The 23,448-nt window shown below is 42.7% G+C and carries 25 protein-coding genes and 2 tRNA genes; 22 read left to right on the forward strand and 5 right to left on the reverse strand.

All coding sequences use genetic code 11. The annotated features are described in order from the left end of the window. Positions 1 to 129: 129 nt before the first annotated feature. Positions 130 to 1,290, reverse strand: a complete 1,161-nt coding sequence (locus NKI27_RS07585; RefSeq protein WP_265049067.1) for an HD domain-containing phosphohydrolase — start codon at positions 1,288 to 1,290, stop codon at positions 130 to 132. A gap of 224 nt (positions 1,291 to 1,514) precedes the next feature. Here NKI27_RS07585 and NKI27_RS07590 point away from each other — a divergent pair, with 224 nt between their 5' ends. The 15 genes from NKI27_RS07590 to nadA all read left to right on the forward strand — a co-directional run bounded on the left by NKI27_RS07590 (position 1,515) and on the right by nadA (position 13,250). Further along, positions 1,515 to 1,751 (forward strand): FmdB family zinc ribbon protein, encoded by a 237-nt coding sequence (locus NKI27_RS07590; RefSeq protein WP_265049068.1) that lies wholly within the window; start codon positions 1,515 to 1,517, stop codon positions 1,749 to 1,751. Between the two features lie 90 nt (positions 1,752 to 1,841). Then, the gene (gene aspS / locus NKI27_RS07595; protein ID WP_265049069.1) at positions 1,842 to 3,617 is read left to right on the forward strand and encodes an aspartate--tRNA ligase; all 1,776 of its coding nucleotides are present in this window, start codon (positions 1,842 to 1,844) and stop codon (positions 3,615 to 3,617) included. A gap of 203 nt (positions 3,618 to 3,820) precedes the next feature. Then, a complete protein-coding gene (gene ruvC, locus NKI27_RS07600) occupies positions 3,821 to 4,339 on the forward strand; it encodes a crossover junction endodeoxyribonuclease RuvC (RefSeq protein WP_265049070.1) in 519 nt (172 codons plus the stop codon). Between the two features lie 67 nt (positions 4,340 to 4,406). Further along, on the forward strand, positions 4,407 to 5,021 hold the full coding sequence (ruvA, locus tag NKI27_RS07605; RefSeq protein WP_265049071.1) for a Holliday junction branch migration protein RuvA: 615 nt from the start codon (positions 4,407 to 4,409) through the stop codon (positions 5,019 to 5,021). Next, positions 5,021 to 6,037 carry a Holliday junction branch migration DNA helicase RuvB gene (ruvB, locus tag NKI27_RS07610; RefSeq protein ID WP_265049072.1) on the forward strand — a complete coding sequence of 339 codons (1,017 nt, stop codon included), beginning with the start codon at positions 5,021 to 5,023 and terminating at the stop codon, positions 6,035 to 6,037. The genes ruvA and ruvB overlap by 1 nt, the downstream gene beginning before the upstream one ends. Before the next feature lie 74 nt (positions 6,038 to 6,111). Then, positions 6,112 to 6,522: a tol-pal system-associated acyl-CoA thioesterase gene (ybgC, locus tag NKI27_RS07615; RefSeq protein ID WP_265049073.1), complete on the forward strand. Its 411-nt coding sequence runs from the start codon at positions 6,112 to 6,114 to the stop codon at positions 6,520 to 6,522. Between the two features lie 51 nt (positions 6,523 to 6,573). Continuing rightward, positions 6,574 to 7,248, forward strand: coding sequence for a protein TolQ (gene tolQ, locus NKI27_RS07620; protein WP_265049074.1), 675 nt, complete (start codon positions 6,574 to 6,576; stop codon positions 7,246 to 7,248). A 55-nt stretch (positions 7,249 to 7,303) separates the two neighbouring features. Next, positions 7,304 to 7,720, forward strand: a complete 417-nt coding sequence (gene tolR / locus NKI27_RS07625; protein ID WP_265049075.1) for a protein TolR — start codon at positions 7,304 to 7,306, stop codon at positions 7,718 to 7,720. Next, positions 7,717 to 8,748, forward strand: coding sequence for a cell envelope integrity protein TolA (gene tolA, locus NKI27_RS07630; protein WP_265049076.1), 1,032 nt, complete (start codon positions 7,717 to 7,719; stop codon positions 8,746 to 8,748). Before tolR ends, tolA begins: the two co-directional genes overlap by 4 nt. Before the next feature lie 2 nt (positions 8,749 to 8,750). Then, positions 8,751 to 10,058 (forward strand): Tol-Pal system beta propeller repeat protein TolB, encoded by a 1,308-nt coding sequence (tolB, locus tag NKI27_RS07635; RefSeq protein WP_265049077.1) that lies wholly within the window; start codon positions 8,751 to 8,753, stop codon positions 10,056 to 10,058. Between the two features lie 160 nt (positions 10,059 to 10,218). Beyond that, a complete protein-coding gene (gene pal / locus NKI27_RS07640) occupies positions 10,219 to 10,794 on the forward strand; it encodes a peptidoglycan-associated lipoprotein Pal (RefSeq protein ID WP_265049078.1) in 576 nt (191 codons plus the stop codon). Between the two features lie 21 nt (positions 10,795 to 10,815). Then, positions 10,816 to 11,643, forward strand: a complete 828-nt coding sequence (gene ybgF / locus NKI27_RS07645; protein ID WP_265049079.1) for a tol-pal system protein YbgF — start codon at positions 10,816 to 10,818, stop codon at positions 11,641 to 11,643. Positions 11,644 to 11,749: 106 nt separating this feature from the next. Next, positions 11,750 to 11,825 (forward strand) — tRNA-Lys (locus NKI27_RS07650). 109 nt (positions 11,826 to 11,934) lie between these two features. Continuing rightward, positions 11,935 to 12,010 (forward strand) — tRNA-Lys (locus NKI27_RS07655). Between the two features lie 175 nt (positions 12,011 to 12,185). Continuing rightward, entirely contained in the window at positions 12,186 to 13,250 is a 1,065-nt protein-coding gene (nadA, locus tag NKI27_RS07660) for a quinolinate synthase NadA (protein ID WP_265049080.1), read from the forward strand. A 49-nt stretch (positions 13,251 to 13,299) separates the two neighbouring features. Here the strand turns inward: nadA and NKI27_RS07665 are convergent, their stop codons facing one another. After that, positions 13,300 to 14,760, reverse strand: coding sequence for a M48 family metalloprotease (locus tag NKI27_RS07665; RefSeq protein WP_265049081.1), 1,461 nt, complete (start codon positions 14,758 to 14,760; stop codon positions 13,300 to 13,302). Between the two features lie 251 nt (positions 14,761 to 15,011). Between NKI27_RS07665 and NKI27_RS07670 the strand changes: the two genes are divergently transcribed. Further along, entirely contained in the window at positions 15,012 to 15,272 is a 261-nt protein-coding gene (locus NKI27_RS07670) for a sulfurtransferase TusA family protein (RefSeq protein ID WP_265049489.1), read from the forward strand. Positions 15,273 to 15,315: 43 nt separating this feature from the next. Beyond that, entirely contained in the window at positions 15,316 to 16,365 is a 1,050-nt protein-coding gene (locus NKI27_RS07675; RefSeq protein WP_265049082.1) for an AI-2E family transporter, read from the forward strand. 54 nt (positions 16,366 to 16,419) lie between these two features. Here NKI27_RS07675 and NKI27_RS07680 read toward each other — a convergent pair whose 3' ends face one another. The 3 genes from NKI27_RS07680 to NKI27_RS07690 form a co-directional block, all read right to left on the reverse strand. After that, on the reverse strand, positions 16,420 to 16,992 hold the full coding sequence (locus tag NKI27_RS07680) for a chalcone isomerase family protein (RefSeq protein ID WP_265049083.1): 573 nt from the start codon (positions 16,990 to 16,992) through the stop codon (positions 16,420 to 16,422). A 312-nt stretch (positions 16,993 to 17,304) separates the two neighbouring features. Further along, positions 17,305 to 17,772 (reverse strand): peroxiredoxin, encoded by a 468-nt coding sequence (locus tag NKI27_RS07685; protein WP_265049084.1) that lies wholly within the window; start codon positions 17,770 to 17,772, stop codon positions 17,305 to 17,307. An 87-nt stretch (positions 17,773 to 17,859) separates the two neighbouring features. After that, complete coding sequence (locus tag NKI27_RS07690) at positions 17,860 to 18,408, reverse strand: glycine cleavage system protein R (protein ID WP_265049085.1); 549 nt, start codon at positions 18,406 to 18,408, stop codon at positions 17,860 to 17,862. A gap of 391 nt (positions 18,409 to 18,799) precedes the next feature. Between NKI27_RS07690 and dapA the strand changes: the two genes are divergently transcribed. From dapA to NKI27_RS07715, 5 genes are all read left to right on the forward strand, one after another. After that, positions 18,800 to 19,675: a 4-hydroxy-tetrahydrodipicolinate synthase gene (dapA, locus tag NKI27_RS07695; protein WP_265049086.1), complete on the forward strand. Its 876-nt coding sequence runs from the start codon at positions 18,800 to 18,802 to the stop codon at positions 19,673 to 19,675. Positions 19,676 to 19,739: 64 nt separating this feature from the next. Next, positions 19,740 to 20,795 (forward strand): outer membrane protein assembly factor BamC, encoded by a 1,056-nt coding sequence (gene bamC, locus NKI27_RS07700; RefSeq protein ID WP_265049087.1) that lies wholly within the window; start codon positions 19,740 to 19,742, stop codon positions 20,793 to 20,795. An 81-nt stretch (positions 20,796 to 20,876) separates the two neighbouring features. Then, complete coding sequence (purC, locus tag NKI27_RS07705) at positions 20,877 to 21,587, forward strand: phosphoribosylaminoimidazolesuccinocarboxamide synthase (protein ID WP_265049088.1); 711 nt, start codon at positions 20,877 to 20,879, stop codon at positions 21,585 to 21,587. A 41-nt stretch (positions 21,588 to 21,628) separates the two neighbouring features. Beyond that, on the forward strand, positions 21,629 to 22,381 hold the full coding sequence (locus NKI27_RS07710; RefSeq protein WP_265049089.1) for a TIGR04219 family outer membrane beta-barrel protein: 753 nt from the start codon (positions 21,629 to 21,631) through the stop codon (positions 22,379 to 22,381). 49 nt (positions 22,382 to 22,430) lie between these two features. Continuing rightward, positions 22,431 to 23,438 (forward strand): NAD-dependent epimerase, encoded by a 1,008-nt coding sequence (locus NKI27_RS07715; RefSeq protein ID WP_265049090.1) that lies wholly within the window; start codon positions 22,431 to 22,433, stop codon positions 23,436 to 23,438. Positions 23,439 to 23,448 lie beyond the last annotated feature (10 nt).

Raw genomic sequence — 23,448 nt, forward strand, 5'->3', positions numbered from 1 at the left:
TTAATAGAAGTTGCTGACATAAAACGAATGTTCATCATACAGATAATTTAGATTTATTGGCACTATATTAAGACCTTTTAGTGCTATGAACAGTCTTATAATTACTGTGTAAATGTCATGGGTGTTAGGTCAGGGGGTATTTGTTCGATATGACAGATGTAGTTTTTGCGCAAACTGATTAAATATATTAACCCACTCAGCTGAAAACTGGGTACCAGAATAACGGTTTATCTCTAGTACGGCCCTTATAAAGGGGCGTTTAACCATTTCTATGTGCGCCCTTTCATTCATGATGGCATCAAACGTATCAACAATGGCGATAATTTTTGCCCCGTCACAAATTTCTTCTTCTACTAGTTGGTGAGGGTAGCCTTGGCCGTTCATGTGCTCATGGTGTTGATGCACCATCTCGGCAGCGTCGCTCCAATGTCGCATTTTGCATAACAGTTCGTAAGTGGTTCGGGGGTGTTGGTGTAGTTGTTTCTTTTCTTTTGCTGAATGCTCAGTGCTTTTATGCAATAAGTCTATAGGGAAGAAACACATGCCAAAATCATGCATCATGGTGGCGGCAGCAAGTTGCGCGGGGTTTACACGGTTATCCGCTACTTTGTTCATGCCTAGTGCGAGTAGTAATTGGCGTGCACACTTGCCATGCCAGTAGGGAGACCGGAGTTCAAAAGGTGCAACAAGGGATACCATTAAATTAATATCATCTGTCAGCGGAATATCGTGTCGCTGGAGTATTTTTAACAGGTTTTGTGTCGCTGAAGGTGGTTTTGTTTTGGGTGCAAATGCGGGAGGCGTTTCTTCTTGGGTGATGATGGTTTCGGGGGCTAAAGTGTTGATGGTTGCATTGATCGCATGCTGAAGTTCATCAGGGCTGGCTTTTATGATATTGCTGAACTTATCTCTTATTTCTTGTATCGCTAACGGTGTTAAGTCTGATTCTCCTTGCCCTGTTAGCTCATCAACGACACTTTTAGTATGATCAATGGATAGTAAAATCACATCGCTCAGGCTAGCTGAAAACGTCAGCTCACCTTCTCTTATTTTTGAAAGTAAGTCTTCCATGCTTTGCAGTAAGGGGAGTAGGGGCTGTAGTCCGACAAAAGAAAGATTACCCTTAATGCTATGTATTGCACGAAATATTAGATTGATGAGGTGTGGATTAGATGGGTTGTTTTCTAATTCAACGAGCTTAACTTCACATAACTCATAGGCGTCATAGAATTCATTGGCGAAATCGGTAATAACCTCTTCTGTTGCCTCGGTGCTAATCTGTAGAGTCATATTATTTTTCAGATGTTTGTTTTTATGAGTTATTTTTATAATTTCGTACTGTTTTTTAGATACTTTTTGCTTGGTCTTTATATAGTTTAGCCTATCTCTCGATAAAGCTATCGGCAGGTAGCGTCGCTAATTTAATTTAGTTCATCAACTAGACCTGATTTTGACAAAAAATAAGTCTATAATATCGCGTTTTTGTTTTGGGTCGGTATCGAGAGGTGCGTTAAATGCCAATCTATGAGTATGCATGTAAGGCGTGCGGGTTCCAGAAGGATGTATTGCAAAAGTTAAGTGACAGTCCCTTAACGCAATGTCCTTCTTGTGAAGAGCAGACGTTTACCAAGAAAATATCAGCAGCAGGCTTTAGATTAAAAGGGTCGGGCTGGTATGAAACAGATTTTAAAACCGGCAAGAAAAAGAATCTTGCTCAGGATAGCAAACCCAGTAGCGCAGAAGCAGGTTAGCGCTACGGTTTGGCAATGTTATTAATATAAACGCTATTTATAAAAGTTATTTATAACAATTATACAATCAGAAATTACGGGTATTGATCTATGCGCAGTCATTATTGCGGAGCTATTAACGAATCACATATTGACCAAGAAGTTACTCTTTATGGTTGGGTTCATCGTCGTAGAGACCACGGTGGTGTGATCTTTTTGGATCTGCGAGATCGTGAAGGTATTGCGCAAGTCGTTGTTGATCCTGATACCGAAGAAGCGTTTGCTAAAGCAGAAAGTGTGCGTAGTGAATTCGTCATTGCGATCAAAGGCCGTATCCGTCGTCGTCCAGAAGGCACGATTAATAAAGATATGCCAACGGGGGCAGTAGAAGTTCTCGGTAAAGAGTTAACGATTCTAAATGCTGCCGCAACACCTCCTTTTCAGTTGGATGGCTATGTTGATGTGGGTGAAGATACGCGTCTTAAAAATCGTTTCTTAGATTTACGTCGCCCAGAAATGCTTAATAAGCTACGTTTTCGCTCTAAAGTGACAAGTTATATCCGTAACTTCCTTGATGGTCAGGATTTTATGGATGTAGAAACACCGATTCTGACACGTGCTACGCCAGAAGGTGCACGAGACTATCTGGTTCCAAGTCGTACTCAGCCAGGTAACTTTTTCGCGTTACCTCAATCACCTCAGCTATTTAAGCAAATGTTGATGGTTTCTGGTGTTGATCGTTATTATCAAATTGCAAAATGTTTCCGTGATGAAGATTTGCGTGCTGATCGTCAACCTGAATTCACTCAGGTGGATATTGAGTGCTCCTTTATAGATGAAAACACGTTGATGAACATCATGGAGCAAATGGTTCGTGAAATGTTCCACGATCTATTAAATGTTGATTTTGCTTCTTTCCCTCGTATTCCTTACTCAGAAGCAATGGCTAAGTACGGTAGCGACAAGCCAGACTTGCGTATTCCGTTACAATTCACGGATGTCGCTGATCTAGTCGCGCCAGTCGACTTTAAAGTATTTGCCGGTCCAGCGAAAGATCCTAAAGGGCGTGTTGTTGCGTTACGTGTGCCAGGTGGTGCGAGCATTTCTCGTAAGCAAATAGACGAATACACTAAGTTTGTAGGTATCTATGGCGCTAAAGGGTTAGCATGGATCAAAGTTAATGAGTTAGAGAAGGGTGCAGAAGGTCTTCAGTCACCTATCGTTAAGTTCTTAGGTGACGATGTTGCAATGCAGATTATGTCGCGTTTAGGGGCTGAAAATGGCGATATCGTATTCTTTGGTGCAGACAAGGCTAAGATCGTAAACGAAGCTATTGGCGCGTTGCGCGTTAAAGTGGGTGAAGATCTTGATTTGTTTACCTGCAAGTGGGCGCCTTGTTGGGTTGTTGATTTCCCAATGTTTGAAGAGACCTCTACCGGTGGATTGACCGCTATACACCACCCATTTACATCACCTGCGTGCACACCTGAAGAGCTTAAAGCAGCACCAGAAACTGCGTTATCACAAGCCTATGATATGGTGCTAAATGGTACAGAGTTAGGGGGCGGTTCGATTCGTATACACGATGGCGAAATGCAAAAGACCGTATTCGGTATCCTGGGTATCGATGATGAAGAAGCGCAGGAGAAATTCGGCTTCTTACTGGATGCATTGAAGTACGGTTGTCCTCCACACGGCGGTTTAGCGTTTGGTCTTGATCGTCTAGTGATGTTGATGACCGAATCACAGTCTATTCGTGAAGTCATTGCTTTCCCGAAAAACCAGAGTGCAACCTGTATGTTGACACAAGCGCCTGGTACTGTTGATGCTAAACAGCTTAAAGAACTCAATATTAGTGTTCGTAAGTCAGCTAAAGAAGAAAGTTAATTAAGTCTGTAGTTTAAGCGCTTGATCTTGAGTGCTTAAACTAATCTGACTTGGTTGATGGTTAGAGTTACAATTTGTGCCGCTTTGCTTGCAGTGCGGCTTTTGAAGGGCGGTCTATTGGTGTAGCATAACTACCATTGACCGCCTTTTTTATATCTATATCCGTTCACCTATAAGCACTTACAGGTTACTTTGGCAGATACATGGCTATTATTTTGGGAATTGACCCTGGGTCGCGCGTCACAGGGTATGGTGTTATTAACTTTGTTCAGGGACGGCCAGAGTATATATCAAGCGGCTGCATTCGAATGCAAGGAACAACGCTACCTGAAAAACTGAAGCAAATATTTACAGGTGTTACTGAGATAATAGAACGTTGGTCGCCTCAGGAATTCGCTATCGAAGACGTCTTTATGGCAAGAAACGCCGATTCGGCGCTTAAATTAGGGCAGGCGAGAGGGGCTGCTATTGTGGCCGCTGTGATGCAAGACCTACCTGTGTCAGAGTATGCGGCGCGAAAAGTAAAGCAAGCAGTTGTGGGTAATGGTGGCGCTGAAAAATCTCAGGTACAGCATATGGTTCAGTCGCTACTGTCGTTGCCTGGTAAGCCGCAATCTGATGCTGCGGATGCGTTGGCCATTGCAATATGTCATGCGCATACTTACCAAGGGCTCATTCGAATAGCGGGCTCAACCTCAAGTCGTCGAGGACGAATAAAATAATTTTATGATGTTTGCTACTTAGATTAGGTAGCGTCCAGTTCTAACAAATATAATTGAGGATTTACTTTTGATCGGTCGTATTAGAGGCAGATTAGTTGAAAAACAACCATCACTGTTACTTGTTGATGTGCAAGGGGTTGGCTATGAAATTGAAGTGCCATTCACAACGTCATTTGCGTTAACGGAACTGAATCACGATATTATTCTGCATACCCATTTGGTTGTGAGAGAAGATGCTCAACTTCTTTACGGCTTCTCAACTGTCAAAGATCGCGACCTGTTCCGCTTGTTAATAAAAATTAATGGTGTAGGCCCTAAGCTTGCGCTTACAATATTGTCTGGTTTGGATTCTGACCAGTTGGCGCGGTGTGTTCGAGACGATGACGCTGCCACCCTCGTAAAACTGCCTGGTGTGGGTAAGAAAACGGCGGAGCGTCTACTGATTGAGTTAAGGGATAAGCTTAAAGACTGGGGGATGCCAGAGGCTGATTTACTGGATGGTGGAGAACTTAATACCGCCCCTAGCGCATCCAGTGTGATCGAGGAGGCTGAGTCAGCCTTAATCGCGCTAGGTTATAAGCCACAAGAAGCGAGTAAGGCGGTTAATGCGAGTAAAGCCGAAGGCTTGAACAGTGGCGAGTTGATTCGTTTAGCACTAAAAAGCATGGTAAGAGGTAATTAATGATCGAAGAAGATCGCCTGGTATCCGCCACGTCTGTTCAATCTCGTTCTGAAGAAGGGCAAGATAGAGCTATTCGTCCAACCAAGCTTGCTGACTATATCGGCCAGCCCGCGGTTTCAGAGCAGATGGAGATATTTATAGGTGCAGCGGCGGCGCGAGGTGAAGCGCTTGATCATGTGCTTATATTTGGTCCTCCAGGTCTGGGTAAAACCACGCTAGCCAATATTATTGCAAACGAAATGAATGGTACCATCAAAACTACGTCTGGCCCTGTTCTTGAAAAGGCGGGTGATTTAGCGGCAATGCTCACCAGTCTTGAAGAGGGTGATGTACTGTTTATCGATGAAATACATCGTTTAAATGCCTCCATTGAAGAACTACTGTACCCAGCGATGGAAGACTATCAGTTGGATATCATGATTGGTGAAGGGCCGGCGGCGCGTTCAATCAAATTAGAGTTGCCTGCATTTACCTTGGTAGGAGCCACGACCCGAGCAGGATTGCTGACATCACCATTACGTGATCGATTTGGGATTGTGCAGCGATTAGAGTTTTACAGTACTGCAGACCTTACCCATATCGTTATGCGGTCGGCCAAAATGTTAGGGCTCGAAATAGAAACAGAAGGCGCGCAAGAAATAGCAAAGCGATCTCGTGGAACACCGCGTATTGCAAACCGATTGCTTAAGCGCGTGAGAGATTATGCACAAGTAAAATCAGACGGTGTTATTAGTCAAAAAATGGCTGATAAAGCACTCAATTTACTAAAGGTGGATAGCCATGGGCTAGACCATATGGATCGCCGTCTGTTAATTACAATGATGGAACAGTTTGAAGGTGGTCCGGTGGGTATTGAAAGTATGGCCGCCTCTATTAGTGAAGAGCGTGGCACTATCGAGGATGTGTTAGAGCCGTACCTAATTCAACAAGGGTATATTATACGTACACCCAGAGGGCGAATGGTCACTAAAAGTGCTTGGTTACATTTTGGTTTAACGGCGCCGAGCAATAGTTAATAACGAAGCCAGCCGAGTCTATAGCGGTAGGGTTAATACATTGAAGCAGGTAGATAGTTTGAGAGAGGCGGGCAATGAATACCCGAAAAAATCAGCACTTTAGTTTACCTATACGCGTCTACATTGAAGATACCGATGCCGGTGGGATTGTTTTCTATGCAAACTATCTTAAGTTTATGGAGCGATCTCGCACGGAGTATATTCGAAGCCTAGGCATAGAGCTACGAACTGGGATGCAACAAAATATAAGTTATGTCGTTCATAGTCTAGAGATTAAATATAAAAAGTCAGCCAGATTAGATGATTTGATTACAGTAACATCAGAAATCATTAAAGTGGGTAAAACCTATTTGGTCTTTGAGCAGCATGTAGTAGATGAAAATAATACAGTATTAGTGTCTGCAGAAGTTAAAGTGGCATGTGTATCGCTGGATAGCGGTAAGCCTAGAGCGTTAGATAAGCATTTACTTGAAGCCTTAAATTAAGTCGTTGTAAGGCAAACTATATTTTAATTATTGTATATTGGGAGAGAATGGGTGGAAGAACAGTTATCTATATGGAGCTTGGTCGCGAACGCCAGTTTTATCGTTCAGCTTGTGATGTTTTTGCTCTTAGCGGCATCGGTCTTATCGTGGATGATTATTTTTCAACGAGGGTCACTTTTCAGACAAGCGAAAAAAGCGAGAGTAGCATTTGAGGAGCGCTTTTGGTCGGGCATGGATCTGAACCAGCTTTATGATGAACTGAACGCAGCAGAGCAGCCTCAAGGTGGTTTAGAAAATATATTTAAAGCAGGCTTTAACGAGTTCACCCGATTACGGCAGCAAGGAAGTGCTGACTCTGATGCAGTTATGGAAGGAACGCAGCGCGCCATGAGAGTGGCTGTGTCAAGAGAGGCTGATTTACTTGATGCAAACTTACCCTTTCTGGCCACGGTTGGCTCTACAAGTCCATACGTAGGGTTGTTTGGAACGGTTTGGGGGATTATGAACTCCTTTAGGGGGTTGGCTCAAGTACAACAAGCAACCTTGGCAACGGTTGCGCCTGGTATTTCAGAGGCATTGGTAGCAACTGCTATGGGCTTGTTTGCAGCGATACCTGCAGTTATTGCATATAACCGTTACTCGGCTCAAGCCGATGCATTGGTTGGCTCATACGAAACATTTGCTGATGAGTTTTCGAGCATTTTGCATCGCACAGTTCACGCTTAAACGTGCAACTATTAGTAAATAAACGGGCTAAGTCTAACAATTAAACAGGTGTTAAATGGCTAGATCATCCAGAAAGCCAATGTCTGACATTAACGTGGTGCCGTATATTGACGTCATGTTAGTGTTGTTGATTATTTTTATGGTAACCGCACCGATGCTGACGCAAGGTGTTAAAGTCGACTTGCCTCAAGTAGCCTCTGATCCGGTTAGTCAGGATCCAGAACAGGAGCCGCTGATTATCACGGTGGATTCGAATGCCGCCTATTATCTAGAAATAGGTGATAAAACAGGCAAGCCGATGGAGTTATCCACGCTACAAGAAAGGGTCGCGGTTATTTTAAAGCAAAACCCGAAAGTGAATGTGCTGGTCCGTGGGGATCGGCATGTTGAATACGGTGTTGTGGTAGATTTAATGAGTGCACTGCAGCAATCAGGCGCAGAGGGTGTTGGTTTGGTGACTGAAAACCCATGAGTAAAAATGGTGCAAAGCAAGTTAAAACAAATATATTGAAGTCTGGAATACGTTTTCTAATGCAATTCTGGCAAACACTTGATCGTAGTTATCGTCGATCAATTGTGTATGCCTTAGTGCTTCATGCGGCAGTGTTGGCTCTTTTAGGTTCGGGGTGGTCTTCTCAGGCAGAGGTTAGGCCTGTTGTTGCTCCACGGCATATTAACGCCGTCGTCGTTGATGCGTCTGTGTTAGATGCAAAGAAGAAAGAAACAGATCAGGCCAAAAAGAGAATAGAAAATCAGCGCCAAAAAGATCGACAAGCGCAAAAAGAACTTGAAAAAAAGAAAGCGTTAGAGAAAAAGAAAAAAGCAGAACAGAAGAAAAAAACGGACGCTGAAAAGAAAAAGTTATTAGAGAAAAAAAAGGCGGTAGATAAAAAAAAGAAAGAAGAAGCACAAAAAAAAGCTTTGATAAAGAAGAAAGAAGAGCAGAAAAAACGAGCGGAAAAGAAACAACGAGAAGAGAAACAAAAGCAAGAAGCTGAAGCGAAACGAATTAAAGCAGAAAAGCTGAAAGAAGAAGAGAAACGTAAACAAGCCTTGTTACGAGAGCAGCAAGAAGCTCAATTACAAGAAATGATGCTTAAGGCTGAGCAGGAGCGGCAACAAGAAATTGAAGAGCGCCTACGACAGCAACAGCAGCGTGAAGCCGATCGTCTTCAGCAAGCGCAATTAAAGGCCGACCAAATAGCTGAAATGAATGAGGTCGATCGCTTTATTGCGCTTATTCGCGCTAAAATTACGCGAAACTGGCATAAGCCACCAGGTGCAAAAATAGGTTCAACTGTGGTGCTGCAGTTACATCTTTTTCCTACAGGGGAGTTAGGCCGTGCAGAAATTCTGAAAAGCAGCGGAGACTCTACATTTGATCGCTCAGCACTGAGTGCTGCAACGTCAATTTCGAAGTATCCGGTTCCTGCAGATAACAGAGTGTTTGAGCGAAATTTTAGACGATTTAGTATGTCATTTAGTCATCAGGAAGATTAGTTTTGCAAAATCGAAATGTATACCTTACTTTTTTATTATCAATAATTTTAGTCATTCCTCGCGTGTCAGTCGCAGAATTGATGATTGAGATTACTCAGGGGGCAGACTCTGCAATCCCTATAGCCGTCGTCCCGTTTGCCAATAAAAGTACAAAAGCGATCCCGCAGGATATTAGAAAGATTATTGCTGAAGACCTTCAGCGAAGTGGTGAATTTGACCCTTTGGCCACCAATCGAATGCTGAGCTTGCCGACGAGCGCAAAAGAGGTGTATTACCGAGACTGGCGACTTTTGAAGCAAAACTTCTTATTAATCGGTGGGATAGAATATTCCGAATACACTAAAACCTATAAAATTGAGTATCAATTGTTTGATGTTAATCAGCAGAAACGAGTGGTTGGAGAAGTGGTCTCAGGTGGTGAAAAGAGCCTGAGAGATTTAGCTCACCACATTAGTGATGCTATTTATGAGGCGGTGACCGGTATAAGAGGTGCTTTTTCGACTAAAATTTCATTTATAACCCATCAAAAAAGCGTGAATGGTAAAGATGAATATCGCCTACAGGTTGCTGATGCAGATGGGCAGCGCTCATTTACTTTACTCAAAACGTCAGAGCCTATCTTGTCTACATCATGGTCTCCAGATGGGAAAAAACTAGCGTATGTATCGTTCGAAAGTAACCGGCCTGCTGTTTACACCCATGTTATCGCAACGGGAAAGCGACAGTTAGTGTCTGCACATAAAGGGTTGAATGGCGCGCCAGCTTGGTCACCCGATGGTAAGTCATTGTCGTTAACGTTATCTAAAGACGGTAATGCCGAAATTTATCGACTTGATTTGGCGACCTCAAAATTAACACGCCTTACTCGGCATTATGCGATCGATACAGAGGCCAGTTGGTCGCCAGATGGTCGCCAGCTTGTGTTTACAAGTGACAGAAGCGGAAGCCCTCAAGTGTATCGAATGAATATAAATGACCAGACTCCTGAGCGGCTTACGTTTAAAGGCCGTTATAACTCACGCCCTCGTTTTAGCGATGATGGGCAGAGTATTTTTTATGTGCATCGGTCACAAGGTTCTTTTAATATAGCAACGTTGAATCTGGATACTGGCAATGAGCTAACCCTGACGGATACATCATTAGATGAGTCCCCAAGCTTGGCTCCAAACGATAGAATGTTGATTTATTCAACGCAAAGAGGTAGAAAGGGCGTACTAGCCGTAGTTTCAGTGGATGGACGGTCAAAATACTTTCTACCTGCAGAGTTTGGTGATGTAAGGGAGCCTGCGTGGTCGCCTTTTTTGAAGTAAAACGTTATTAGCTTTAGAATAGGGTACTATTTTGAATTTAATAAGGTGTTTTTTGTTTTAAATAACGTGCACGATATTGATTAAGTTGTATCGATGTGTGCACTTTATAGCTCAATATCCCATGTTAATATTTTTGTTTAATTATAATTAAGGAAAACCAATGAAAGCGATATCAACTAAGCACGCTCTAGCGCTTGTATTATCAGCATCTGTTTTAGCAGGTTGTGCATCTACTAGTACTACTGATGATGTAGAGACTTCAGGTGCAGATGTTACACCAATGGATCAATCTGGTGGTGTTGAAGTTAACGTACCTGGTGAATCTGGGTCTTTGACTACTGAAGGCATGACTGCAGAGCAAGCTGAGCTTGAGCGTCAGGCAAAAGAAAAAGAAGAAGCGGTACTACGTGAAATCCGTACATTCTACTTTGACTTTGATAAGTCTGCCGTTAGACCTGAGTCTCGTGCTGCTTTGATGGCTCATGCTGCATTTTTATCAGCCAACCCAAATGTAAACGTTGCGCTTGAAGGTCATACTGATGAGCGTGGAACTAAAGAGTACAACTTGGCACTAGGTGAGCGTCGTGCGCAATCTGTAGAGCGTTTTCTTGTTGTAAATGGTGTAGCTCGCACTCAGGTTGAAGTTGTTAGCTACGGCGAAGAAAAGCCAGCATCAGCGGGAACGAGCGAAAGCGATTGGGCTAAGAATCGTCGTGTTTATATCGAATACAAATAAAACGAGTCTTAAAACAATATCATGAAGAGAATACTTTCTCTTGTATTTGCGCTGTCTTTTATAGACAGCGCAATTGCACAGTCAACACCAGCATTTCAGGCTACTTCAGCCCAGTCTACGGCTTCATCATCTTCTAAATCGTCTAATACTTCCACACAGCTCAGTCCAACCTCAGAATTATTATTTTTGGTTGAGCAGCTGCAACAAGAAGTACAAGCACTTAGAGGTATTGTTGAGCAGCAAGAGTACCAAATTAAGCAGTTAAAGCAGCAAGGACGAGATAGGTATCATGATCTGGATCAGCGCTTACTAAAACTTAAAGAGTCGACTAGCAGCGCCTCAAGCAACGTATCACCTCATTTGAATGGTGCCACATATACCTCTGCGCCTAGTGGTGCTAATACTGTAGTAGAGGGGGCAGCAGCATTAACGGCGACGAGTGCGGCAGGTTTAGCTAAAGTTAAAACAGAGCCCTCAGCTAAGCAGCAACGAGAATATCAGCAAGCGTATGATCTGATTAAACAGAAAAAATATGATCAGGCTGTTGATGAACTGCATAAGTTTATAGCGCTTTATCCCGATAGTGATTTAGCGGGTAATGCGTATTACTGGTTAGGCGAAGTTTATTTGGTAATGCCTAAATTTGAGCAGGCAAGACAGGCATTTACCGTAGTGGTGGGGAGTTTCCCTAACCACCGTAAGGCAGCTGACGCCATGTTTAAGCTAGGAACAACCTACCATCGCTTAGATAACCTAAAAGATGCTAAGTTTTACCTTACAGAAGTTGTAAAGCGATATCCTGAAAGCTCCGCAGCAAAGCTTGCTAAAGAATATATTACAAAGCTATAAATGTGGTTGAAATACCTTTCGAATTTCTAAAATTGAAAAGTTATTTAAAAAATATAAATTTGTACTTGTCATCCCGTCAAAAAACAGTATTATATGCGCCTCGTTTGGGTCGTTAGCTCAGTTGGTAGAGCAGTTGGCTTTTAACCAATTGGTCGGGCGTTCGAGCCGCCCACGACCCACCACTTATTTAAAGTTAAAAAGTTTAGATAAGAGATCGGTGGTTTAGTTCAAGCGAAATAACGTTAAATGAAAGTTTAACGAATTAAGCACCAATCATTATCAAACCAGTTTGGGTCGTTAGCTCAGTTGGTAGAGCAGTTGGCTTTTAACCAATTGGTCGGGCGTTCGAGCCGCCCACGACCCACCATGTTTAAAAGGGAGCCTAATAGGCTCCCTTTTTTCGTTTCTAGAAATGGAATCTGATAAAATATCGGGCCTTATCGAAATTGATCTAAAATCGGTGCTGTGTTTTTAATCGGTTCGGCAGTGATAGATGTTAATCAGCTTTGATCGTTTGATCGTATTTTTTAGGTGAATCATTAATGAGTAAAACGTCTGACAGTATTCTTGTACAAGAGCACTTTGCGCATGAGCATGAAGCATTAGAGTTAAGTGCTGAAGAGCGAACGGCTTTTAAAGAAAAAATTAAAGCCTTGCTGATTCGTGAAAATGCAGTTCTTGTTGCGCATTATTATACCAGTGCGATTTTGCAGGAGTTGGCCGAAGAAACGGGTGGCTGCGTTTCTGATTCATTAGAAATGGCACGCTTTGGTAATGAGCATCCTGCCTCGACCTTGGTGGTTGCAGGTGTAAAGTTTATGGGTGAGACGGCCAAAATACTTAATCCTGAAAAGCGCGTATTAATGCCTACGCTCGAAGCGACTTGCTCGCTCGATATAGGGTGTGACGCAGATGAGTTTTCGGCTTTCTGTGATCAGCACTCGGACCGAACGGTTGTGGTTTACGCTAATACTTCAGCCGCAGTTAAGGCGAGAGCTGACTGGGTTGTAACATCGAGTATTGCGTTAGATGTGGTAGAGCACCTTGATAAGCAGGGCGAGAAGATTCTTTGGGCTCCTGACAAATACCTTGGTGGCTACGTTAAAAAGGCGACAGGCGCTGACGTATTGTTGTGGGATGGCTCTTGTATCGTGCACGAAGAGTTTAAGGCGAAAGGTATCTTAGACCTTAAGCATCTTTATCCTGATGCAGCGGTTCTTGTGCACCCTGAATCCCCTGAGTCTGTAGTTGATATTGCTGATGTGGTCGGCTCAACGTCGCAGTTAATACAAGCGGCTCAAGATATGGATAATAACGAGTTTATCGTTGCGACAGATAGCGGTATCTTTTATAAAATGCAACAGTTAGCGCCCGGTAAAACGTTTATAGAAGCGCCTACGGCAGGTACAGGGGCAACCTGTAGAAGCTGTGCTCATTGCCCGTGGATGGCAATGAACGGGCTAGATAACCTAGCTGATGTGCTTGAAAAGGGCGATCAGGAGATTTTCGTAGATGATGAATTGAGAGAGAAAGCATTAATTCCACTTAGGCGAATGCTTGATTTTTCAGCGAATAAGAAGAAGGCAAGTGCTTCAATTGCCGTTTAAGTAATACGGTTATAAATGCTATAACGTATTGCTTGCAGCAAAAAGGGTATTAGAAATTAATGCCCTTTTTTGCTTTATATAAATCATCAATTCGTTGTTGAATTATTGCAGTGACCTGAGTGTTCCCCTGACTTTTCTTGAGTGCTTGCTGCAGCTGTAGTAGGGCGTCATCAATTTCGCCAATAAGATAGAAGAATTCTGCTCTAGATTGATGCAGTTGCACTATGTTGCCTACTTCGCCATTCACCTCTGCTAAGGTATACCAAACTTTGGGTTCGTTAGGGTGGCTCCTTGCTATTCTTGTAAGCAGTGATTCGGCCTCTATCAGATCGTTGATTTGGCCTCTTGTCGCGATTTGCTTGGATAGCGCCCAGCTAATGGCATAGTTTCCGGGATTTCTACTCAAGTGTTTCCTTAATAACTCAATACTTTCATTGAGTTGTCCATTCTTTGCCATAAAAGTGGCTTTGCCAACGATGAAAATGATTCGATTAGGGTATTGTTCGAGAAGAGGGGTTATAGCAACTAACGCTTCGTCAGGCTTTCCTGTCTTATTAAGGGCGATAGCAAGGCCATATTGGCTTGCTACTTTATTGAATGTATTACCTTGGTCGATGGCTGATTCAAAATGACGAACCGCTGCATCGCCAGACTCTGAATAGTGCAGTAAAACGCGGCTGCGAATGAGGTGAAACTCCAAGTCTTCTGTATAGGCTTTAACAGGGTATTGTTCTGCACGGTTTCTAGAGTCTGAAACTCGCGATTCTGTTACAGGGTGGGTTGATAAGTATTCAGGGGGCCTGTTTCCGTAGAGTCGCGCTTCGCGTAGCATTCTCTCAAACATTGTCGGCATGGCCTTAGGGTCCATATTGGAATCAAAAAGTGTCTGAATACCAATGCGGTCAGCCTCTTGTTCATTTTGCCGTGAATAGCTTAGCTGTGATTGAATGGCAAGTGCTTGCGTACTTGCAAGGGCTGCGATGCCAGCATCTGAACCGGTTGTCGCTGCAATAATAACACTTGCGAGAAGACCCGCTAATGCGAGGGGAGTGGTTTTCTGCTGGCGCTCTAAACTACGCGCGTAATGTCGCTGACTTAAGTGGGCGATTTCGTGAGCGATAACTGAGGCAAATTCTTGTTCTGACCCTGAGTGAATAAACAGTCCGGCGTTTATCCCCATGACGCCACCAGGAACCGCAAACGCGTTCATAGCAGAGCTGTCTACAATTACAAGGTTAAGATCGCGCTGAGTAAGCTCTGAGTTGGGCGCTAATCTAAATACTAAGCTGGTTAGATAGCTATAGGTTAAGGGGTCATGAAAGGTTTTGACTTGCCTTCTAAGAGAGCGTAGCCAAGAGCTGCCTAAAATTTTCTCCTGCTGTAGCGAGATAAATCCAGAAGTAGAGTCTCCCAGAGTAGGCAACTCATTTGAGGTGGCGTGACTAACCGATGCATGAGTGCATGCTAACCATAGGAAGAGTATCCGGGTGAAAAAGAACCATTTATTCATGTAAACGCAGCCCAGGAAAGTTGTAAAACAGTGTAAAGTAACAAAAATAAACTGTTATTAGGGTAACATCAAGGTGCATTCTTATTGATATTTTTCTTAACCGCAGCATATTGCAAACAAGTTAAGTTACAATTGAGGGTAATTAATGCTTTTACTGCGATAATTGCTATAACTTGTTGGTTCTGAGTACTTTTCGTATAAAAAACTAATAAATAGAATTTAAAATTGATAAAAACACGGTTCACGTTGTGATGACAGGTATAAAAATGGAAGACCAAGCGTTAGATGCTGATCAGGTGTTGGACGTCACAGGCCTGAATTGCCCAATGCCTTTACTCAAAGCTAAGCAGGCATTAAATATAATGGATGCAGGACAAACCTTGTTGGTTAAAGCCACCGACCCGGGTTCGGTAAGAGACTTTAAGTCATTCACCGATTTGAGTGCTAATCAATTGCTTAAAAGCGTAGAAAATAATAACAGCTATTGTTATTTGATATTAAAAGGTGAATAGCTGTTTTTTAGAGATATATTAAAGGCCAATTAAAGGAGCCTGAATGTTAAATATAGTGCGTTCGTGGGTAGAAAAGTATTTTTCAGATGAAGAGGCTGTTGTTCTCTTTATCTTATTAATCGCTGGTTTGGCGGTTGTTGTTTTAGTGGGTGGAATGTTAGCACCCGTTATCGCCAGTTTGGTGATAGCTTTCATTTTACAAGGACTTGTAAGTAAGTTGGTATCGCGAGGCCTTAATGAAACAGGCTCTATTTTAGCGGTCTACCTTTTATTTATTGGGTTGTTCTTCGTCTTTTTGTTTTTACTGCTGCCGCTCGTGCTTGGGCAAGTGACGTCGTTAGTTAAAGAGTTTCCTAGAATGTTTACGGAGCTTCAAAGCTATATAAAGATTTTACCCCAAGAGTATCCGTCACTATTAAGTGAGAGCGCGGTTAATAACCTGTTTAATCAAGCCACCACTGAAGCCGCAAAGTTTGGTCAGTGGGTTGTATCGTTCTCAATAGAAAGCTTTCCAGTATTTGTAACGGCATTGATATATATCGTGTTAGTGCCAATATTGGTGTTTTTCTTCCTTAAAGATAGAAAAGTTATTCTGAGCTCTCTAGCTGCGCTTTTGCCGACCGAAAAGAAACTAATGACTCGCGTGTGGCATGAAATGAACTTGCAGTTCGCTAATTATGTTCGCGGTAAAGTAGTTGAGATTCTTATTGTGGGTGTGGCGACGTATGTGGCATTTGTATTTATGGGGCTAAACTACGCTGCTTTACTGGCTATTCTGGTTGGTTTGTCAGTGCTAGTGCCGTATATCGGGGCCGCTATCGTCACTATTCCGGTGGCTATGATTGCGTTGTTTCAGTGGGGATGGGGGTCTGATTTCTTCTACCTGATGCTTGTATATGGCGTGATACAGGCGCTAGATGGTAATGTCTTGGTGCCGTTACTTTTTTCTGAGGTAGTTAATCTCCATCCCGTTGTTATCATTGTTTCTGTGCTGTTCTTTGGTGGGGTGTGGGGATTATGGGGTGTGTTTTTTGCGATCCCACTTGCGACATTGTTGAAAGCTGTGTTTACAGCATGGCCGGTGGCAAAGTAAAGGGGTTAATATTAAGCGCTTAAGCTGATGGCTTGAGCGCTTAATATACAAATTTTAGTAACCTAGTATATCTTGCTTAAAGCCACTGCCAACAGGGTTTTCTCCAACCCATACTGATAGTAATGCATCAGCAAATTGCTTTCCGGGTACAATCCCTTTGTCGGTACCGCCAATAATGACGTGGGTACCTTTGCCAGGAATATAGTCAATATTTACTTCATCCCCGCGCTTAAGTTTGCCTTCAAACATCGCAATGAATTGGTTGATATTGGGTTCGAGTTCTTTTTGTTCTTCTACGCTAATATTGAGTACCAGTGCATCTTTAAGTGCTTGTGCTATTTTTCTAGCCGTCACTTTACGTAAAAGTACATGAAACAGCATGCGGCGATGTTCATCACTTTCGAGAATTTGGTTTTCATCGTGTGATGGGTTCTCAAGATATAGCCCCCCTACATAGGTGTTGATGACCATGTATGTTTTTCTGAGTGCTGCACCGTTAAGACTTAGCTCTGCATCAGAAGCGTCTACTTTAATAATCTCTTCTAATTTGACATCGCTTATGCTTCTCGCATGTGACGCAAAGGGTATAAGTGTCAGAATCAACAAAAAACTACTTAATGCTCTCATTTATGAACTTCCTTTTGTTTTTGTTGTTTGGGGCTTGGTTGTTACGTAAAAATTTGTGAACTGATGTGTCTATTTTTAAGTTTATGTTATTTAAAGACTGAAGTACCTGATAAAACGAAGAGATTGGCTAAATTGTGAGCACATTCAACAAATCAGGGTGATTTGATCGAGAATTGAGGCGGTGTTGACAAAGATTTACAATACAGCGGGCGTCTTTGAGCGCTATTCGCTTATTTAATAGCGCTCATATTCAGGTGGTTAAAAGGGTGAAGATTCAACGGTGAAAAGGTTATAGCGGTTAGATGCTCGATATTAGAGGTTGCTAGCGGCATCAAGCACTTCTTCTACGTGACCTTTAACTTTTACCTTTCGCCATTCTTTTTGAAGTACGCCGTTTGCGTCTATTAAAAAAGTACTGCGTTCAATCCCCATGTATTCTTTGCCGTAAAGCTTTTTGAGTTTTATGACATCAAATAATTTACACAACGTTTCATCAGGGTCTGAAATAAGCTCGAAAGGGAATTCATGCTTAGCTTTAAAGTTTGTGTGTACTTTAAGGCTGTCTCTAGATACGCCAAAAATAATTGTGTTTGCTGCAGTAAATGCATCTGAATGATCGCGGAAGTCCTGACCTTCAGTGGTGCACCCTGGTGTATTGTCTTTAGGGTAAAAATAGATAACGACGTTTTTTCCACTCAGGGAGTCAGGTGTAACGGTTGTATCGTTAGTGGCAGAAGACTCAAACTGAGGAATCTTTTCGCCTACTTCTAGCTTAGACATATTTATTACCGTATTAAATTTAGACGAAAAGGCCAAGTTTAAGCAGGGATAACATGGCCTGATGTATAGTGTTTATTGGGTTGCGTCTTAGTTGTTTCTTGCAGGCTCAATAGCGGCGTCGAGATTTAAATCATCACAGAACACCATAAACTCTTCTCTAAGAGTTGCAAGGTGAGTGTCTGAAGGAATGGTAATCGCCATGTTGAGATTGAACATCTGCGTCCCGGTATGAGGGGCGCTATAGGTACCTGTTTGAAGGTCATCTATATTAATGTTCTGCTTAGAAAAGAAGTTCGCTATTTCATGAACGATACCAGGGTTGTCGAGAGCCACAACGTTTGCAGTGTAACAAATAGCCGGTTTTGGTTGGCGTGGCTTAGTATGCTTAACGATAGTCGTAAGGTCGAGCTTTTTGGCGAGTGTAGGAATAATGTTCTCGAGCTTAGCAATATCATTCCAAGACCCTGATACCATCATAATGACGGCAAATTCGCCGCCTAAAACAGTCATGCGACTATCGATGATGTTACAACGATTTTCTGAGCTGGCCTTAGCAAGTTCGTTGACAATGCCTGGACGATCGCCACCAATCGCAGAAATGACTAAATGGTTCTCTTTATTGGATGTTGTGCTCATTTAAACGGTCCGATTTCCGAAAGTTAACGTAAACATAGAGAGGTTGTGTTTCTGAGTTGCAATTTAGTACCCATTTTCTTGTAGTCTAGTTGTGTTACATACAATTTTGATGAAAAGGGTGTGCCCTCGAATTTAATATATGTTCTGCTTAGTAAGGTTAGCTGTCAACCCCAGTTAAAGATTAAGCAATAGTAGGTTATCGACTGTTATATCGCATTATTAGGGCTGTGTTTTTTATAAAAAACTTATTACAGTATTATTATGTAGGTTTTATTTACTAATAATGCCGTTTAGTCGTGTTAATTCTATCTTCTACCCTTGTGTAACACAGGGGCGGCGATTAACATATCCCTTTTTACTTTGCACTAATTCCCCCTGCATGGAGAGATGTATGATTTCTGGCAGCCTTGTCGCGCTAGCTACCCCAATGACCCCTGATGGAGCACTTGATTGGGAACGATTAGATGGGCTTGTAGATTTTCACGTCGAAAACGGTACCGATGCAATCGTTGCTGTTGGCACGACCGGGGAATCAGCAACATTAAACCCTGATGAACATTGCGCCGTTATACGCCGTGTTGTCGACCGCGTAGCAGGTCGTATTTCTGTAATCGCCGGTACCGGTGCAAACTCCACAACAGAAGCGATTCACCTTACTCGCGAAGCAAAAAAGATAGGTGTTGATGCTTGCTTATTAGTCACGCCTTATTACAACAAGCCAACGCAAGAAGGGTTGTACCTTCATTATAAAGCGGTTGCAGAAGCTGTTGATGTAGACCAGATTTTATATAATGTGCCCGGCAGAACAGCAGTTGATATGCTTAACGAAACCGTGGTGCGCTTAGCTGATATCCCAAATATTACGGGTGTAAAAGATGCGACAGGCAATTTAGCGCGAGGTAAAGAGTTGATAGAGCTTGTCGGTGACCGCATGGCGGTTTACTCAGGTGATGATGCGACGGCTGTTGAGTTAATTTTATTGGGCGCAAAAGGCAATATTTCTGTAACGGCTAACGTGCTGCCTAAAGATATGGCAGATATGTGTCGCTTGGCCTTAGAGGGCAAAGCAGATGAAGCCAGAGCGATAAATCAACGGTTGGAAGCGCTTAACAACAAACTTTTTGTTGAGGCCAATCCTATTCCAGTTAAGTGGGCTTTACAGCAGTTAGGGTTGATTCAAGATGGTATTAGACTGCCTCTAACACCGTTGAGCCCCGCTTATCATCAAGATGTATTAGCCGCTTTAAAAAGCGCTGGTGCTTTGTGATTCTGCAAAGAACATGTGTTTTTTCTGAATCGATTAATTAGCCCGTAAACAGACAGTGTATTTAATGACTTTAATCAGACTAACTGCAGCAGTGTTGGTATTATCAACGCTAACTGCCTGCGGTATTGTGCGAGACCGATCCAACGATTACGTCAATGCCGAGCATGGTGAAAATATCGTCATTCCGGATTGGTACAAGAGTAGCGATGTAAAAGCGCGCTATCCCATACCGCCGATTGAAAAGCGTACGAGCCTTCCAGAAAAATACATGTTGCCACCACCGCCAGATGCAACAATTACGATATTGACTGAAAACTATGTGATTGAAACATTAGATGATCAGTCTTGGCTGTTGGTTAACGAAACACCAGGGCGTATTTGGCCGTCTCTTGATCATTTTTGGGATGAAAACGGTGTAAAAGTCACCTTCGAAAACCCAAGGCTGGGGCTTATGCAAACAGAAGTGCTGGGTTCAAGCTTGCTATCCAAACAGTTGCTATCAAGAATCAACTTGGGTGGGGCGACGGCTGATCGACCGCTACTTATACAAGCTAAGTTAGGCCAGGGTGTAAAACGAAATACTACCGAGCTGCAAGTAAGAGTGTTGGACGTTAAAAAAGGGCCGCAAGCGTTTAAAGAGTGGTCAGGCTTGCCGGGACGTCAAGCGGCAGAACAGAAGCTTCTTGAGATTATCAGTTCATACCTTGAAAATAACCAGTCTTATCGAAGCTACTCGTTATTAGCCACAGATATTGGTGGTGCCTCAAAGGTTGCATTAATTACCGGTCAGAATGAGCGCCCTTATTTAAAGCTTGATCTTGCGTTTGATAGAGCCTGGAGTTCTGCAACTAAAGGATTGAATGGCGCTAAAATTAAGATTGTCGACTTAAACAGAAGTGAAGGCATATTTTACTTAGATTATGGCCGAGAAGAAGAAAGTGATGGATGGTTCTCAGGGTTATTTTCTGGAGGGGATAGCGATCGCCCTGAATATAACTATGTGCTGAAGCTAATTGAAATTGAAGGCGGATATCAGTTAGTCGTCGATAAAAAAGATGGCGAGATGACCCAGTTAGAAGAGATGGATATTCTTAGCTTGCTGCTTGATAATATATCCTAATTTAGCGTTTGTTATTAAATGCAGGGGCGCTTCAGGTGTTCCTGCAAAACACTGATTTTAAAATTTTGAGGCATTACTCCGATGGAAAAGCGTGAAGAACTCTTTACTGGCAAGGCCAAGTCTGTATACAAAACTGATAACCCAGACCGTTTTGTGCTGCTTTTCAGGGATGACACTTCAGCGTTTGATGGCGAGAAGATTGACCAATTAAACCGCAAAGGAATGGTTAATAATAAGTTCAACGCATTTATTATGACTAAACTAGAAGAAGCCGGCATACCGACTCATTTCGATCGGTTGTTATCTGACCAAGAGTGTTTAGTTAAAAAGTTGGATATGATTCCCGTTGAATGCGTGGTTAGAAATATTGCAGCAGGTAGCCTATGCCGCCGTTTGGGTGTAGAGGAGGGTATCGATTTGACGCCTCCAACGTTTGAACTGTTTTTAAAGAATGATGCGCTTCATGACCCGATGATTAACGAATACCACTGTCAGTCATTTGGTTGGGCAACAGAAGAGCAGTTGCAAGAAATGAAACGTTTAACGTTTGAAGTTAATACCGTTCTAAAAGCACTGTTTGCTGATGCAGGTATGCTGCTAGTCGATTACAAACTTGAGTTCGGCGTTTGTAACGGCAAGATTGTTCTAGGTGACGAATTTAGCCCAGATGGATGCAGAATTTGGGATAAAGAAACACGTAATAAAATGGATAAAGATCGCTTTCGCCAAGGGTTGGGTAATGTTATTGAAACCTACGAAGAAGTCGGGCGACGTTTAGGCGTAGAGTTTTAAGTCGATTAAAAAGCGAATAACAATAATTGCGGGAGAACGGAATGAAATTGACTAAAATAGGGTTTTCAGTAATCGCGGCTTCGTTACTATCAACGACGGCTAATGCCGATGTATTAGGTATGTCTGCCTCGTTGTCTTATTGGTCTCCAGATACATCTGGAACCATTCAGTCTGGCGGCGGAAAAATTGATGTTGATAAAGATCTTGGCTTAGGCAGAGATGACTCAGCTATTTTTACGGCGGTATTTGACCACCCCGTGCCAATTATTCCGAACTTCCGCTTTCAGTATTCAGATATGGATCAAGTCGTTTATTCGGTCAGCAACTTTGACTTTAAAGGCGAAACATATGATGGCCGAATTCAAACTAGCTTAGATCTGACAAACTATGACTTCACGCTTTATTATGAAGTGCTAGATAACTGGGTGAATCTTGATGTCGGTTTGACCGCTAAAGTGTTTGATGGCTTATTGTTATTACGCGAACAAGATCCTGACCCGATTACAGGCAAATACAGCTCTAGCAAAACCGATATTGATGACATTATTCCGATGCTTTATGGAAGTGCCGTTTTTGAACTGCCAATAACGTCTTTATCAGTAGGTGTAGAAGGTAGCGCTATTTCTATAGAAGATGACACTGTTTATGACCTCTTAGCTAAAGTACGCTACAGAGCGAGTTTTTTTGGTGTTGAAGCAGGCTATCGAGCAATGGGTGTAAAGACTGAAGTGAGCAGCATTAAAGTAGACGCTAGGTCTGATGGCCCTTATGTTAGCGCTATGCTAATTTTCTAGTCGGTAGCTATCGTCCGAATATAACGTATTGCAGAAAAAGGAGTGTTTAGTGAGAGTTCTTGTTACAGGGACAGCAGGCTTTATAGGTTCTACGTTGGCTATTCAGCTACTAGAGCGTGGTGATGAGGTTATCGGCGTTGATAACCTAAACGATTACTATGAAGTGGGCTTAAAAGAAGCTCGACTGGCAAGGTTAACGGTCTATCCTAACTTCACTGATATCCGTATGTCAGTCGAAGATAGAGAAGGGATGGAAGAACTCTTTCAAAAATATAAACCTCAACGTGTCGTTCACTTAGCGGCACAGGCGGGTGTTAGATACTCACTAGAAAACCCCCACGCATACATAGATTCAAATATTGTCGGATTTATGAATATACTCGAAGGCTGCAGACACCATAAGGTTGAGAACCTAGTGTATGCGTCTAGTAGTTCTGTTTATGGTGCTAATGAGTCAATGCCTTTTTCTGTGCATGACAACGTCGATCACCCTGTCAGCCTTTATGCCGCCACTAAAAAAGCCAATGAGCTAATGGCTCATACTTATAGTCACTTGTACGGCGTACCGACCACCGGTCTTAGATTCTTTACAGTCTATGGTCCATGGGGGCGGCCTGATATGGCGCTGTTCTTATTTACAAAGAGCATTTTAGACGGCAAGCCAATTGACGTATTCAACTATGGCAACCACAGGCGCGATTTCACTTACATTGATGATATCGTTGAAGGTGTTTTGCGTACATTAGATCAAGTCGCCGCGCCGAACACCGAGTGGGATGGCCAAAACCCAGACCCAGGCACCAGCAAAGCCCCTTACCGTATCTATAACATCGGCAGTAACAACCCTTGCGAACTTCTTCGTTATATTGAAGTCATAGAAGACTGTTTAGGTAAGAAGGCAGAAAAGAACCTGCTTCCGTTACAGCCAGGCGATGTGCCAGATACCTACGCAAATGTAGATGACCTAATTCAAGACGTTGACTATAAACCATCAACACCACTCGAAGAAGGTATCGCTAAGTTTGTGGCTTGGTATCGCGAGTACTATAACGTTTAAATGTTATGCT

The sequence above is a fragment of the Alkalimarinus alittae genome (assembly GCF_026016465.1).
GTDB lineage: Bacteria > Pseudomonadota > Gammaproteobacteria > Pseudomonadales > Oleiphilaceae > Alkalimarinus > Alkalimarinus alittae.

What these genes read in the sequence shown, in the direction of transcription:
- NKI27_RS07675 (WP_265049082.1), top strand. Translation starts at nt 15,316, where the DNA reads ATGTTAAATATAGTGCGTTCGTGGGTAGAAAAGTATTTTTCAGATGAA.
- ybgF (WP_265049079.1), top strand. Translation starts at nt 10,816, where the DNA reads ATGAAGAGAATACTTTCTCTTGTATTTGCGCTGTCTTTTATAGACAGC.
- tolA (WP_265049076.1), top strand. Translation starts at nt 7,717, where the DNA reads ATGAGTAAAAATGGTGCAAAGCAAGTTAAAACAAATATATTGAAGTCT.
- NKI27_RS07585 (WP_265049067.1), bottom strand. Translation starts at nt 1,290, where the DNA reads ATGACTCTACAGATTAGCACCGAGGCAACAGAAGAGGTTATTACCGAT.
- NKI27_RS07685 (WP_265049084.1), bottom strand. Translation starts at nt 17,772, where the DNA reads ATGTCTAAGCTAGAAGTAGGCGAAAAGATTCCTCAGTTTGAGTCTTCT.
- NKI27_RS07710 (WP_265049089.1), top strand. Translation starts at nt 21,629, where the DNA reads ATGAAATTGACTAAAATAGGGTTTTCAGTAATCGCGGCTTCGTTACTA.
- aspS (WP_265049069.1), top strand. Translation starts at nt 1,842, where the DNA reads ATGCGCAGTCATTATTGCGGAGCTATTAACGAATCACATATTGACCAA.
- NKI27_RS07665 (WP_265049081.1), bottom strand. Translation starts at nt 14,760, where the DNA reads ATGAATAAATGGTTCTTTTTCACCCGGATACTCTTCCTATGGTTAGCA.
- tolR (WP_265049075.1), top strand. Translation starts at nt 7,304, where the DNA reads ATGGCTAGATCATCCAGAAAGCCAATGTCTGACATTAACGTGGTGCCG.
- nadA (WP_265049080.1), top strand. Translation starts at nt 12,186, where the DNA reads ATGAGTAAAACGTCTGACAGTATTCTTGTACAAGAGCACTTTGCGCAT.
- purC (WP_265049088.1), top strand. Translation starts at nt 20,877, where the DNA reads ATGGAAAAGCGTGAAGAACTCTTTACTGGCAAGGCCAAGTCTGTATAC.
- NKI27_RS07690 (WP_265049085.1), bottom strand. Translation starts at nt 18,408, where the DNA reads ATGAGCACAACATCCAATAAAGAGAACCATTTAGTCATTTCTGCGATT.
- NKI27_RS07590 (WP_265049068.1), top strand. Translation starts at nt 1,515, where the DNA reads ATGCCAATCTATGAGTATGCATGTAAGGCGTGCGGGTTCCAGAAGGAT.
- dapA (WP_265049086.1), top strand. Translation starts at nt 18,800, where the DNA reads ATGATTTCTGGCAGCCTTGTCGCGCTAGCTACCCCAATGACCCCTGAT.
- bamC (WP_265049087.1), top strand. Translation starts at nt 19,740, where the DNA reads ATGACTTTAATCAGACTAACTGCAGCAGTGTTGGTATTATCAACGCTA.
- ruvB (WP_265049072.1), top strand. Translation starts at nt 5,021, where the DNA reads ATGATCGAAGAAGATCGCCTGGTATCCGCCACGTCTGTTCAATCTCGT.
- pal (WP_265049078.1), top strand. Translation starts at nt 10,219, where the DNA reads ATGAAAGCGATATCAACTAAGCACGCTCTAGCGCTTGTATTATCAGCA.
- NKI27_RS07680 (WP_265049083.1), bottom strand. Translation starts at nt 16,992, where the DNA reads ATGAGAGCATTAAGTAGTTTTTTGTTGATTCTGACACTTATACCCTTT.
- ruvC (WP_265049070.1), top strand. Translation starts at nt 3,821, where the DNA reads ATGGCTATTATTTTGGGAATTGACCCTGGGTCGCGCGTCACAGGGTAT.
- ybgC (WP_265049073.1), top strand. Translation starts at nt 6,112, where the DNA reads ATGAATACCCGAAAAAATCAGCACTTTAGTTTACCTATACGCGTCTAC.
- NKI27_RS07670 (WP_265049489.1), top strand. Translation starts at nt 15,012, where the DNA reads ATGACAGGTATAAAAATGGAAGACCAAGCGTTAGATGCTGATCAGGTG.